Origin of the sequence: Mucilaginibacter segetis (genome assembly GCF_016522075.1) — a bacterium.
In the GTDB taxonomy this organism is placed as follows: Bacteria; Bacteroidota; Bacteroidia; order Sphingobacteriales; family Sphingobacteriaceae; genus Mucilaginibacter; species Mucilaginibacter segetis.
On sequence record NZ_JAEHFW010000001.1, the window covers coordinates 1,812,504 to 1,825,292 of the forward strand.

At 44.8% G+C, this 12,789-nt stretch carries 11 protein-coding genes; all 11 read left to right on the forward strand.

Annotated features, from left to right (window positions below; translation table 11 throughout):
- Positions 1 to 4 precede the first annotated feature (4 nt).
- The 11 genes from I5M19_RS08350 to I5M19_RS08395 all read left to right on the forward strand — a co-directional run bounded on the left by I5M19_RS08350 (position 5) and on the right by I5M19_RS08395 (position 12,770).
- Entirely contained in the window at positions 5 to 2,743 is a 2,739-nt protein-coding gene (locus I5M19_RS08350; RefSeq protein ID WP_200065747.1) for an alpha/beta hydrolase family protein, read from the forward strand.
- 10 nt (positions 2,744 to 2,753) lie between these two features.
- On the forward strand, positions 2,754 to 3,062 hold the full coding sequence (locus tag I5M19_RS08355; protein ID WP_200065748.1) for a hypothetical protein: 309 nt from the start codon (positions 2,754 to 2,756) through the stop codon (positions 3,060 to 3,062).
- Positions 3,055 to 5,217 carry a family 78 glycoside hydrolase catalytic domain gene (locus tag I5M19_RS08360; protein ID WP_200065749.1) on the forward strand — a complete coding sequence of 721 codons (2,163 nt, stop codon included), beginning with the start codon at positions 3,055 to 3,057 and terminating at the stop codon, positions 5,215 to 5,217. The genes I5M19_RS08355 and I5M19_RS08360 overlap by 8 nt, the downstream gene beginning before the upstream one ends.
- Entirely contained in the window at positions 5,214 to 5,717 is a 504-nt protein-coding gene (locus tag I5M19_RS08365) for an Lrp/AsnC family transcriptional regulator (RefSeq protein WP_200065750.1), read from the forward strand. The genes I5M19_RS08360 and I5M19_RS08365 overlap by 4 nt, the downstream gene beginning before the upstream one ends.
- 73 nt (positions 5,718 to 5,790) lie before the next feature.
- A complete protein-coding gene (gene kbl / locus I5M19_RS08370) occupies positions 5,791 to 6,978 on the forward strand; it encodes a glycine C-acetyltransferase (protein ID WP_200065751.1) in 1,188 nt (395 codons plus the stop codon).
- Entirely contained in the window at positions 6,975 to 7,871 is an 897-nt protein-coding gene (locus tag I5M19_RS08375; RefSeq protein ID WP_200065752.1) for an NAD-dependent epimerase/dehydratase family protein, read from the forward strand. Before kbl ends, I5M19_RS08375 begins: the two co-directional genes overlap by 4 nt.
- 275 nt (positions 7,872 to 8,146) lie before the next feature.
- On the forward strand, positions 8,147 to 8,983 hold the full coding sequence (locus tag I5M19_RS08380) for an RteC domain-containing protein (RefSeq protein ID WP_200065753.1): 837 nt from the start codon (positions 8,147 to 8,149) through the stop codon (positions 8,981 to 8,983).
- Between the two features lie 17 nt (positions 8,984 to 9,000).
- The gene (locus I5M19_RS08385; RefSeq protein WP_200065754.1) at positions 9,001 to 9,420 is read left to right on the forward strand and encodes a hypothetical protein; all 420 of its coding nucleotides are present in this window, start codon (positions 9,001 to 9,003) and stop codon (positions 9,418 to 9,420) included.
- Between the two features lie 152 nt (positions 9,421 to 9,572).
- Positions 9,573 to 9,707: a hypothetical protein gene (locus I5M19_RS18720; RefSeq protein ID WP_262895492.1), complete on the forward strand. Its 135-nt coding sequence runs from the start codon at positions 9,573 to 9,575 to the stop codon at positions 9,705 to 9,707.
- A 901-nt stretch (positions 9,708 to 10,608) separates the two neighbouring features.
- Positions 10,609 to 11,250, forward strand: a complete 642-nt coding sequence (locus tag I5M19_RS08390) for a hypothetical protein (RefSeq protein ID WP_200065755.1) — start codon at positions 10,609 to 10,611, stop codon at positions 11,248 to 11,250.
- 5 nt (positions 11,251 to 11,255) lie between these two features.
- A complete protein-coding gene (locus tag I5M19_RS08395) occupies positions 11,256 to 12,770 on the forward strand; it encodes a hypothetical protein (protein ID WP_200065756.1) in 1,515 nt (504 codons plus the stop codon).
- Positions 12,771 to 12,789 lie beyond the last annotated feature (19 nt).

The window sequence follows — 12,789 nt, forward strand, 5'->3', positions numbered from 1 at the left end:
AATTATGAAATATATAGTTGGAATTTGGCTGCTGCTTTCAGTACATATTGCTTTTGGCCAAAAGTCAGCAATTGACAGTAATACCTATAAAACCTGGCAGAGTTTGGATTGGGGGGCAAAGATCAGTAATGATGGTAATTACGTTTTGTATGGTATCAAAAACAAACCTGTTGGTTTTTCTACGTTGATTATAAGGAATGTGCAAAATGGGAAGCAATGGGAGTTTCCAAAAAGTTCCGCAGATAATGCAAAATTTACTGAAGATGCCAAATTTGCTGTTTTCCGCGATTCAAGTAATAAAGTTGAAATCTTAGATTTAAAAGGAGGTACCAGTCAGTTTATTGATAGCGTTGAGAATTATAGCATATCGAGTCATTGGATTGCTTTTGCTATGCGAAATAGCAAAAAGCTTATCTTAAGGAATCTCAGTACGACAAAGCAATTGCTATTTGCTAATGCCCAAAAATGGCAGTTCTCGGATAATGGCAAATATTTGGCACTGGTAGTTAAACACCAGTCAAATAGTGCAGAGTTGACCTTGGTCGAATTGGAATCCGGTCATCAACTTACTATAGCTACAAGTACTTCATTTAATAATCTGTTTTTCAATAAGGCGGGTTCGAAATTGATATATCTTGTTAATGAGAGGAATTCGGACTTAAAAACTATTAGTCAATTTGACATCGTTAAGCACGAAGCGCAAATTATATATGCGGAGAGCGCCCAAGATTCATTATCCGTATTGAGTATCAAGTCTTTTTCAGACGATGAAAAAGGTTTGATACTTAATTTAAAACCTCGTATTAAGCAGGCTTTCGCATTAAAAGTTAAAGTTCCTTTAACAGTTTGGAACTATCAGGATGCCAAATTACCCTCTCAAATGATTAAAGAAGGAAGTCATACACCCAGCTATTTAGGATATGTGCTAATTGGAGAGTCTAAAATAGTACCGCTTATTTATCAAAATGCTTCTATTGAGTTTAGAAGTAACACAACATTAGGTGAGGTGGCACTAGTATCAACAGCTTTGTCTAATGCCAGAGGCGAGGAAAATTGGAACAAACTAACGGTGAACCGTTGGTTTATAAATGCACTAAACACTAATAAAACCACAGAACTAAAAAGACTGGAAGGATTTGTTGGTGGAAGCGTGAAACTGTCACCCGATGGGCAATTTGTTTTATTCTATGATCCCGATAGCCAAAACTTTGTTTCATACGAAGTTTCAACAAACCAATACCGAAATATTACTAATGGGATTAGTACATCATGGCTAAACAGGAATGCTTCTGATTTACCTAATTCATTTCTAGATGTCCGGGGTATAGCGGCATGGATTCCCGAAGAAAACAGCGTTTTATTATATGATGACTATGACATTTGGAAGCTTAGTCTTAAAGCTACGAGTAAGCCTATAAATTTGACTAATAGTTCGGGTAAAAAAAGAGGAATTGCCTTTTCAATTGAAGATGTCGGTAAAGAGAATAATATTTACAAAGAAAGTGACCAACTTATATTAAACGCCTTTAATGTTGAGACTAAGGAAAATGGCTTCTATACCTCGTCTATTAACAATTTTGCCGACCCAAAGAAATTAAGCATGGGGCCATATGTTTATTCGCTTCCCGGTAACCCCTACGTTGATAATCTTGCACATACGACAATTAAATGGTCTAACAGTGGAATCTATTTATTACAAAGAATGAGTGAGAGGGAAAGCCCCAATCTTTTTGTGACATCTGATTTTGAACGCTTTCAACCGATAAGTGAAATTCATCCTGAAAGAAATGTCAACTGGTTAACTACCGAACTCCATGAATGGAAAAGTTTAGATGGAAGAATATTAAAAGGTATTCTTTATAAACCTGAAAACTTTGATCCGAATTTAAAATACCCTGTTATCTTCCAATATTATGAACGAAAGTCAGACGGACTCCACAATTTTAATGAACCTGAAGAATTGACGTCTGGCTGTGTCATAAATATTCCATCATACGTAAGTAATGGCTATTTAATCTTTTCGCCTGATATATATTATTCATTGGGCGATCCGATGCAAGGTACATATGATGCTGTAGTATCAGCGGCTTCGTATGTTTCAAAGTTAGCCTTTGTCGATTCTACTAAGATAGGAATCCAAGGTTGCAGTTTTGGCGGGGTTGAAACCGATTATTTAGTAACTAATACCAACAAGTTTTCTGCGGCTTGTAGCGCATCTGGCATTTCAAATTTTACATCGACTGCCGGTCACATCAATGATGACGGATCAGCTCAATATGGCTTTTTTGAAATTGGCCAAGCTCGCATGGTTTATTCTCTGTGGGACCGACCAGATTTATATATTAAAAATTCATCCATCTTCAATGCCGATAAGGTAACAACTCCCGTTTTACTGATGCATACAACCAAAGACGGACTCTGTCCGATAGAGGATGCAATTGCATTTTTCACTGGTCTGCGTCGTAATAATAAAAAAGCCTGGCTGTTGCAATATGACGATGGTGATCATGGAGTATGGGGTGCCTCTGGTGAAGATTTTAGCATACGAATGCAGCAATTCTTTGATCATTATTTGAAAGATAAACCCGCTCCTCGATGGATGTTGTATGGGGTAGATCCGAATGATCCGGGCGTGAACAGTGGCTTGGACCTAGTCAGGGAGAAAGATAAGAACGGGCGTTATTTAACGCCGGGGCCGGGACTGTTGGATACGACATTAAGCAAACCACCGCAAACTAACTAAAATTTAAGGCATGAAAAGAGAAATTTTGGGGTTACCCGGGCTATGCCTTTGCCTTTTTTGTGGGTTAATAACTGGTTGCAGCGCATTAAAGGATCTTATTGATAAAAGCTCCGAATACCGAACGTATCGTGCGGAGGCGAATGTGCAGGAAGATGTTTTACCAGTTTTATCGGAGATAAGAGTATTCAAAGCAGCCGATCCTTTCGGACCGGTGGTTCTGATGCTGCGTGCTAAAAATGAAGTCGATCTGAGTGAGATCAGGAATGAACTTGCTTTGCAGGGAGTTTATATAAAGGAAATCAGACCGGAGCATGAATAAGCTGGTGGTTTGCATAGGAATGATTTTATTTGGGCTGTCCGCATTTGGACAGCCCATTTCTCTGCGTAAAGCCTATTGGATCAATGCTGAAGCAAGTGTACCCAACCAGGTCATTATATTTCAAAAAGTGGTTTCGGCAGTAAAGCCGGTTCGGTCAGGAACCCTATTAGTTACTGTCCAAGGCCTGTACGAAGCAAGCCTAAACGGCAAAAAGATCGGGGATACCTATTTACGCCCGGGTTTCACATCTTATGGGAGGCGACTTCAATATGATTCGCTGGATGTGACTTCGATGCTGACTAAAGAGAACCGATTGGAGGTGCTGATCGGTCGCGGCTGGTACAGCGGGATGTTTGGGAGGCAGGTAGATAATTTCGGAAGCGACATCAGTTTGTTATGCGCCTTGGTGATCACCTACCGGGATGGCAGCAGGGATACGATTGCCAGTGATTGGAGTTGGAAGTATGCTGTTTCGCCTTTGCAAAGCAGCATGTATGATGGCGAGTTTTTAGATACCCGTTCGGTTTCGACTGATTTTAAACCGGTTGTGGTGGCGGCTCTTAATAAGGGAAATTTGGTACCTGCGGGAATACCGCCGGTTCGTGCGCATGAACAGTTTAAGGGTAAATTCCTGGGAGAAAGATTGTTTGATTTTCATCAGAACCTGGCCGGTTTCGTGAGATTGCGGATCAAGGGACAGCCTGGGGATACGCTGCGGATCCGGCATGGGGAAGTGTTGGATCGTTCAGGGCAATTATATATGGGTAACCTGCGGGAGGCGAAAGCAACGGATACGTATATTTTAAATGGCCAGGCACAGGTGCTGGCGCCACATTTTACGTATCATGGGTTTCGCTATGCCCAGGTAGAATGGAAACGGGGCAATAAGATGCTGGATGTTTCGGGGTTGGGTTTGATGGCGGTAGCACTGTATAGTGATCTGCCGGTTACGGGTAGTTTTTCCTGTTCGAATGCGAAGCTTAACCAGTTGCAGCACAATATTGAGTGGAGTATGAAAAGCAATATCCTCGATATTCCCACGGATTGCCCGCAACGGAGTGAGCGTTTGGGCTGGACACAGGATGCGGATGCGTTTTGTGCGACGGCGAGCTATTTGATGGATGTGAAAGATTTTTATCGCAAGTGGCTCCGCGATCTGGCAACTGATCAAAATAGTGATGGGAGTGTTCCGGTCACGATCCCTTATGTGAATTACATGAAAAGGGACTTTGTGGCGGCTGGCTGGAGCGATGCCGCGGTCTGGACACCCTGGACGCTCTATGAACGGTATGGCGATACAGGTATCTTAAAAGAGCAGTATAAAAGCATGAAAGCCTGGGTGGATTATGTCACCCGGCATGATGGTCATATAGGCGGTTTTGGGGATTGGTATGCGGCAGGTCCGGAAACGGATATCAACTATATCGACCTGTGCTGCTGGTACCGGAGTGCCGTTATTTTGCAAAAAACAGCAAGGTTATTGGGTTATCCATCAAACGATGAATTAAGTGCCAAAATAAAGGCCGTTTTTGAAAAGACTTTTGGTGATCATATGCCGCAAACCCAGACGGCTTATGTGCTGGGTATCTATACCGGCCTTTTGCCGGGTTCTGATGCGGGTAAACTCGCCGAACTGGTCAAGGCCAATCACAATCATTTAGCGACCGGCTTTCTGGGCACACCGCATTTGCTGGAGGTTTTATCCGCGAATGGCTATACGGACCTGGCCTATCAAGTCTTGCTACAGGAAGATGTGCCTTCCTGGCTGTATATGGTAGATCGGGGAGCGACAACGCTTTGGGAGAAATGGGACGCGATCCGTCCGGACGGTTCCATCCAGCCTGCGTCGCTGAACCATTACAGCTTCGGCTCGGTGGGGCAATGGCTCTATGAAAATATTGCCGGCATCCGGCCACTATCACCGGGTTATCAAAAGATCCTGATCGCCCCTAAACCCGGTGGCGGGCTCACCTGGGCCAAAGGCAGTTTGAAAACGGCTTATGGGACGATTGTATCGAACTGGAAAATCCGTGGCGGAAAATATCATTTCGATATCCAAATACCGGATAGCTGTACGGCAACGATCCGGCTGCCTCATCAACCCGATAGGGAGGTAAGGGGTGGTCATTATCAATTTACAAGTAACCAACTATGATAAACGGCAAACCCGATGAGATTGATTTAAAGTTGCTGGGTATCCTGCAGGAGGATGCTTCCATGGATTTAGCCAGGCTGGCGAAACTGGTCAACCGTTCGCCAAGCCCGGTCCATGAGCGGTTAAAACGGCTGCGCCAGGAGGGTTATGTGAAAGCACAGGTCGCGCTGCTTGACCGGGCACTGGTCGGGCAGCCGGTGCTGGTGATCGTCCATGTCAAATTAAAACGGCAGACCCAGGCGCTCCTGCGGGACTTCGAGCAGATCGCCGTCGATATGGCGGAAGTGCAGTTTTGTCTGCATGTGTCCGGCGGCTGGGATTTTATCCTCCATGTGACGGCAGCGACACCACAGGATTATTACGTGTTCCTGATGGAACGCATTTGCGCCCAGGCCAATGTGGAGCATGTGGAAAGCAGTTTTGTGATGAAGGAATGCAAGAGCTATGGCCCGCTGATCTTGCCGAAAGCGGTTTTTACAGAAAAAAATGCTGCGGGGTAATCGCTGCACAGCAGCATTTACCGAAACAAAAATAAGCTGATGAAATACCTGCAAAAGCACCCATTTTTAGTCCATGTACGAAACATTACAACCGGTATTGGAACGGGAACTGGCCGGAATAGAAAAGGACGGGCTCTATAAACGGGAACGGATCATTACCTCGCCGCAGGGTGCGGAGATCACGGTGAACGGGAAAACCGTGCTGAACTTTTGCGCCAATAATTACCTGGGGTTATCTAATCATTCAGACATTGTCATCGCTGCCCAGGCGGCTATGGCAACACACGGCTATGGCCTGTCGTCGGTACGTTTTATCTGCGGTACGCAGGATATCCATAAACAACTGGAACAAAAGCTCAGCGAATTTTTAGGTACCGAGGATACCATTTTGTATGCCGCGGCCTTTGATGCGAATGGGGGCGTATTTGAACCTTTGTTTAACGAGCAGGATGCGATCATTTCCGACGAGTTGAACCATGCTTCGATTATTGATGGGGTGCGCCTGTGTAAAGCCCAGCGGCAGCGTTATCAGCATGATGATATGGCCGATCTTGAGGAAAAATTGAAAGCTGCCCAGGGCTGCCGTCACCGCATCATTGTGACAGACGGCGCTTTTAGCATGGATGGTACGATCGCCCAACTGGATAAAATTTGTGATTTGGCTGATCAGTATAAGGCTTTAGTGATGATTGATGAAAGCCATTGCTCGGGCTTTATGGGCAAGACCGGACGTGGTACGCATGAATACCATAACGTGATGGGCCGTGTAGATATCATTACCGGCACTTTAGGCAAAGCCTTAGGTGGTGCCTCAGGTGGTTTTACTTCGGGTAAAAAAGAAATCATCGAGCTGCTCCGCCAGCGCTCCAGGCCGTACCTGTTCAGCAATAGCTTAGCGCCAGCTATTGTAGGCGGCTCGATCGCGGTACTGGACCTGTTACAAAGCAGTAGTCAGTTAAGGGATCAGCTGGAATGGAATACCCGCTATTTCAGGGAGCAGATGACTGCCGCGGGTTTTGCTATCAAGCCCGGTGTGCACCCCATCGTACCCGTGATGTTGTATGATGCCCAGCTGGCGCAAGAATTTGCCGCCAAAATGCTTGACGAGGATATTTATGTCATCGGCTTTTACTACCCGGTCGTGCCGCAAGGCAAGGCCCGCATCCGGGTGCAGTTATCGGCTGCGCATGAACAGCAGCATTTAGATAGGGCTATTGCCGCCTTTACGAAAGTTGGTCAACTACTGGAGGTCATTCCATGAAGAAAATCCTGATCACCGGCGCAAAGGGCCAGATCGGCACGGAACTGACCGTTGCCTTGCAGGAGCGCTATGGAGCAGACCAGGTCATTGCCACGGACATTCGTGAACTGGACGTGCTGGATAAGACCGCGCTCATGGCACTGGTGCAAAAGGAAAAAATTACCGAGATCTACCACCTGGCGGCGGCCCTGTCGGCCGTCGCCGAAAAACAGCCGCTACGGGCCTGGGAATTGAATATGCAGGGTTTGCTGAACGTATTGGATGCCGCCAAGATTGATAACCTGAAAGTGTTCTGGCCGAGCAGTATCGCCGTATTCGGCGATCATGTCGGTAAGGCGGTTTGTTCACAGCATAGCGTGACGCAGCCGAAAACGGTTTATGGCATCAGCAAGGCGGCAGGGGAGAACTGGTGCAAATACTATTTTGAACAATATGGGGTGGATGTGCGTAGCGTGCGTTATCCGGGCCTGATCAGCTATACGGCTAAAGCCGGTGGCGGCACCACGGATTATGCCGTCGAAGTTTTCCCGGCAGCCATCGAAAAACGGGCGTATACCTGTTACCTCAAACCGCATACCCCACTGCCCATGATGTATATGGCGGACGCTGTTCAGGCAGCGATCAGTTTGATGGAGGCGCCCGCGGATCCGTTAACGATCCGGACCTCCTATAATATCGCGGCCATGAGCTTTAATCCCTCGCAACTGGAAAAAGCGATACAGGCGCATTTACCGGCCTTTAAGATGGCTTACCGCCCGGATTTCCGGCAAGTGATCGCCGAAAGCTGGCCCTTCGGGCTGGACGACCGCCATGCCCGGCATGAATGGGGCTGGCAGCCGGGTTATGATTTGGAAAAAACAGTTGAGGAAATAATCCATCAGTTATCGAGATAAAACATTACCTACCTCCTCGTTCTTTACGATCCGCTTCGGTAGAAGTAGGATCAGTTAATAGTTTTTAGTGAGCGCAGCGGCTGACGGAGCAGCCGCCCGCTTTTTTTATCACCACACCTCCCAAACAGGAAAAATCTGGTAAATTTTACAGGCTGGGAGCACATCCGTCCGCTGATACGCGCGGGCTTGTTTGTGCTATGCCTGGCCCGCCAGAGCCGATCCTGTATAGTACGGCAGGTCCCGCGTATGAGTGCTAACAATTTTATACTCATACCATGAAAAACATTACCGAACGCTTTTTACAAGCTTTAGAAAACCAGTTGGCTGAAATTTCCGGGAACGGCGAAACCCTTACCGGGCAATACAAAGCCTCCATCCTTATTTGCAAAAAAGCCATGAGCAAACTCAAAAACTACATGGCCAGCTATGCTTTTGAAAGCACCGAAGAAGAGATCCATTTCTTCAAGACCGTCAAGCCGCAGTTTTACAGCAAATACATCTATTACATCAACATCTACAACTACCACATGCAAAAACCTGCCGGCAACGAGCGCATCCAGACCGACTATATCCACATGCACCAGCACGAGATCAAGACCTTTTTCGACCATAACCGGGCCTTTTATGCCTATTACCGTTCCGGCATGACCCAACTGGACCAGGCCTATTACACCCGTGGCGGCTTCGACGTGCACCTCGAGCTCGAAGACTTCGAGGAAGATGAGCAATACTCCACCAGCCACGACTACAAACTCTCCAAGATCATCGCCAACGAACGCTTCCAGGATTACCTTAACCTTGAAATGGCCAAACTGCACACCGGCATCACCGACTGGAAAATCTTCCTGCCCTTCAAATTACCCAACTGGACCGCCGCCAAAGTCGACGCCGTCGAACTCATCTACGCCCTCAAAGCCTCAGGCGCCATCAACAACGGCAACATCGACATCGCCGAACTCATCACCCTCTGGGAAACCATCTTCCAGGTCGACCTCAAAGAATCCTACCACAAATTCACCGACATCACCAACCGCAAAAAAGAAATCCCCGTCTTCCTCAACAAACTTACCAACGCTCTATTAAGATGGATAACGGATAAAATGGGTTTATAAATTCTGTATCTTTAGGCATGGACTTGGATGCAAAGTTAGACGAGATTATTGCGCGCCTCGCACGTATTGAAGCGCATCTGGGCATTGCTACTACCGTTGTGGAAACCGAGCTGGTCACCATACCAACTAAACCCACCAAAGCAATGCTCCATTTCAAGCATATGATGGAATTCGCCAGCGATATGGACCGGAAATTCTTCTTTTCGGCCATACGCAAACGAGCGCCCGAAATGCTGGAGCTGAGGAAAAAAGATCCGCGCTTCCGGCTCAGTTTTCGCCCGCAAATGCTCCCCAAAATCGATGAAAAGATCCAAAAAACCGGCGCCCAATTCTATAAAGATCTCAAAGTCCAAATCCTCGCTCACGCCAAGGCCGTTGAAGAAGAAGGCGAAAAGGTGCTTGACCGTGCCATCGACCGACTAACAGCACGTATGTAATTCTTGCTTTAAACTCCTTAATTCTATCGATAAACCGTATGACGACTAAGGAATTAGAATAATTTATAGAAAGCCAGGCCGAAACACAGAATTTGGATTTTTAAGCTGATATGGTTTGGGATGTCAAAATGTTCGCGAAAGATATACTAGCGATGTCAAATATCCAGGATAGCGGATTTATTATTATAGGTGTTATAGAGGAAGAAAATCGTTTTGTTGGGACTGGTTGTTTAGGAGCTACGCTTAAAAGTTATAAAGCCGATGAAATTAAAGATCAGCTATTGTAGTAAGCTGATCCAGCTGTTGATATTCTTGTTAATTTTCCTAAGGATAGCACGGGCCACGATTATGTGGCCAGCAGAAGGGGCATCATCAAGGATTAAAAGTCGTGAGTACTGGGAAATACGCGTTATACCAAACGTTCCGCGAAAAATAGCCACTACCAATGAATGCATCGTTCTAATTGAGCGTTCGAAAGTTAGCCTCAACTGGACCTTTCCATAGATACCCAAAAATAGAACAGAAGATGATCGAATCTTTCCTGCAAATGGGTTTATTCAGTTAGAATCTGAAATTGCCTCACGAAAGTAGCTTTGGCGGTTTTATCAAAAAGAACAATTTATTGATTTTAAAGCTTTACCTGAAGACTGGTATGACATCAATAGCAGATTTAGTATCGTAGCACAGCAGTCTCCAGTGGTACTATCCTCGCTTTTTATACCTCTCCCGTTTACCTGGTGACGGATGCGTATACATTTCTGGAGCGCCTCATGGAAAATCATTTGTACAAGGAAGGCGTCGAGGTTGAATTAATCTTAAATCAGGCCGCTAACCGTACGCTAAGAGTAGATAACCAAGAACGTCGGCACGATTTACAACGATAGTACTGACTGTGCATCTAGGTGTAAATTATACAATGGAAGAAATATTGGAAAGTAGCACAACCATTGTTGCCGAAATGATCATCTAGCTTTTCGACGGTTTTGGATTCACTGCTCCGCAAGACTCAATACTCATCGGACAAAGAAGATATTTGAATGGGCATTAGCAATTTCGAGTTTCCTCAAAAAACGCACCTGCATTTCCTTGATGAAACCGATCAAATTGGCCTATCAAAAGTTGTAATATATTTCATGGGCGTTATAAATTGTCACAGCAAGTGCAGATATTTGGAAAAACACAATTTCATTGGAGACACAGGGGAAAATTATTGTTGCATTCGGGATACCGGGAAGCGGTAAATCGAGCGTTACTGAGGCATTAGGCCAGTTATCAGGTAAGAAGGTATTCCATGAACCGGAAGAGCCTGATTGGGGTGACGCAGTTCGACAAAGAGATTTGTCGGGTAATTTTACTGCGATCATGTGGTTTCGTGCACAACGAGTGCCTCAACTATACCAGGCGGACTGTTTACGGGGAAATAGGGAAGTTGTTTTCGCCGATTCTTATTACGATAAATTATTTTATCTCTACATGCATGAAGAAAGCTTAAGATGGTTGTTTGATGAAACTATAGATCCTTATGCCGCAGAGATGATCGCTATTGCAAAAAAAGATTATGAAACATTACCGGACGCAAATGCTATTATATTTTTTCACATTGACCGTAAAACCTGGGAGCGGTTTTTAAGTGTTCGTAATCGTAACCTTGATCAGGATGTTGAATTTCTTAACCAATGCTTTGACAGTCAGGCTCCTTTTTTACTTGCAGCCCAACGTTATTGTAGAGAAGCCAATGTTGAATTGGTGGTTTTCGATCAAGTATTTGATTCACCCGAGAGTTCCGCTGAACGTTTACACCGATTATTGATAGAACGAAATTTACTTTAATTCTGATGACAGAACTTTTCGAAGTCTTCCGTGCGATAGATCAAGGCAAAACAATTTCGGAGCCCGCGCTTAATAAGCTATTTGCCATACCTAATATAAAAGATTTTCAATTAACAGCCGTGGCCGCTCAACTTTACTTAAGAGGAGAGCTGTCAACAACTGAAGAAGCTTTTACATCGAAAATATTAACTGACAAGGAGCTATTCAATGAGGGGTTGACCAAAAAGATTTTTCTTGGAGAATTCATTAGCGAAAAGGATTGGCAGCCACTAATAAAAGAGATTTGCGCGGATACAGTTGATCGTGAAAAACTTGCAGTTTTACTCAGCGTCATTAAATACAAAGGATTGACTGAAGGTTCTATTTCGACCATGACTTTGGCAATGTGGCACTCTGGCAATACATATGATTACCGTGGCATGAACCGGCTCGGATACAAAAAAGTAATTCGACGCTATCCAACCGGCGCACTTTCTGAAAAAATTGCTTTGATCATGCCGAGTCTGTTAATGGCTTTCGCCCGTCAAATTCCAATTATCTCACCTTTTACAATTGGCCGTTCCTTAGCTTTCACGGGTGGCACTTGGGATAAGCTAAGCGCTATAAAGGGTTTTAAATTTCCCGAACAGGGGGAAGAGACAGTAAAAATGCTTGTCAAGTGCGGGATTTCAATGACCGTAACAGGCGCTAACTACAATCCTGCTGATGATTTTTTATATCCTTTTCGAAGCCTTACTCATACCGTCAATTCTTTTCCCTTAATAGTAAGCAGTATTGCAAGTAAACAATTAGCCGTTCCTGCGGATGCATTATTGTTAGATGTCCGATACGGTGAAGGTGCATTTTTGGTTGATAGGGAAGAAGCATCGGCCTTAGCTTCATCAATTGCCGCGATTCTGAAAGATCAAAATATATGTTGTCAATCTTGTTTTACGATTAGCAATCAACCAACCGGTGCGGCGATAGGTAACTATTGGGAGATCTTAGAAGCCGTGAACCTAATGGGGGGACGCAATTATTTGACAGGGAGATTGAATCTTGCAGGATTAGCAGAACAAAAAGCGCTCGTTATCCAGATGACCGCACAACTGATCAAGATAACTTTTCCGGAACTCGATGAAAATGATCTTTATAAAATGGCAGACGAGTTCTTTGAAACGGGTGAAGTATTAAAAAATTTCCGTTTTTTACTAGCGTGTCACGGAGTTAAACAAATAGAGAGCGACCGCTTATTTGCGGATGCGCAACCATCTTCCTATATGGAAACATCAATTTATGCTGAGCATAGCGGAGTTCTGAACCAAATCCATCAGCAAAAGCTCGGTAGTTTTGTAAATTTCGAGCTTGGTGGGGGACAAAATCAGTTTTTTGGAATCGACCAGGAGAGACAGTCAGGCCTGATCCTGACCAAGAGGCTGAATGATCCTGTGAGAGAAGGCGAAGTGCTGGCAATTATTTTTCATCATCAGCCAATTGACCAACGACTACTAGAATCATCCTTGTATTTTAATATCAATTAATATGTTATTTTTGCTATTT

Bases quoted from the DNA above. Each gene is read 5' to 3' on its own strand.
- I5M19_RS08350 (WP_200065747.1), top strand. From the start codon at position 5: ATGAAATATATAGTTGGAATTTGGCTGCTGCTTTCAGTACATATTGCT.
- I5M19_RS08385 (WP_200065754.1), top strand. From the start codon at position 9,001: ATGGACTTGGATGCAAAGTTAGACGAGATTATTGCGCGCCTCGCACGT.
- I5M19_RS08360 (WP_200065749.1), top strand. From the start codon at position 3,055: ATGAATAAGCTGGTGGTTTGCATAGGAATGATTTTATTTGGGCTGTCC.
- I5M19_RS08365 (WP_200065750.1), top strand. From the start codon at position 5,214: ATGATAAACGGCAAACCCGATGAGATTGATTTAAAGTTGCTGGGTATC.
- I5M19_RS08395 (WP_200065756.1), top strand. From the start codon at position 11,256: ATGACAGAACTTTTCGAAGTCTTCCGTGCGATAGATCAAGGCAAAACA.
- I5M19_RS18720 (WP_262895492.1), top strand. From the start codon at position 9,573: ATGTCAAATATCCAGGATAGCGGATTTATTATTATAGGTGTTATAGAG.
- I5M19_RS08355 (WP_200065748.1), top strand. From the start codon at position 2,754: ATGAAAAGAGAAATTTTGGGGTTACCCGGGCTATGCCTTTGCCTTTTT.
- I5M19_RS08380 (WP_200065753.1), top strand. From the start codon at position 8,147: ATGAAAAACATTACCGAACGCTTTTTACAAGCTTTAGAAAACCAGTTG.
- I5M19_RS08375 (WP_200065752.1), top strand. From the start codon at position 6,975: ATGAAGAAAATCCTGATCACCGGCGCAAAGGGCCAGATCGGCACGGAA.
- kbl (WP_200065751.1), top strand. From the start codon at position 5,791: ATGTACGAAACATTACAACCGGTATTGGAACGGGAACTGGCCGGAATA.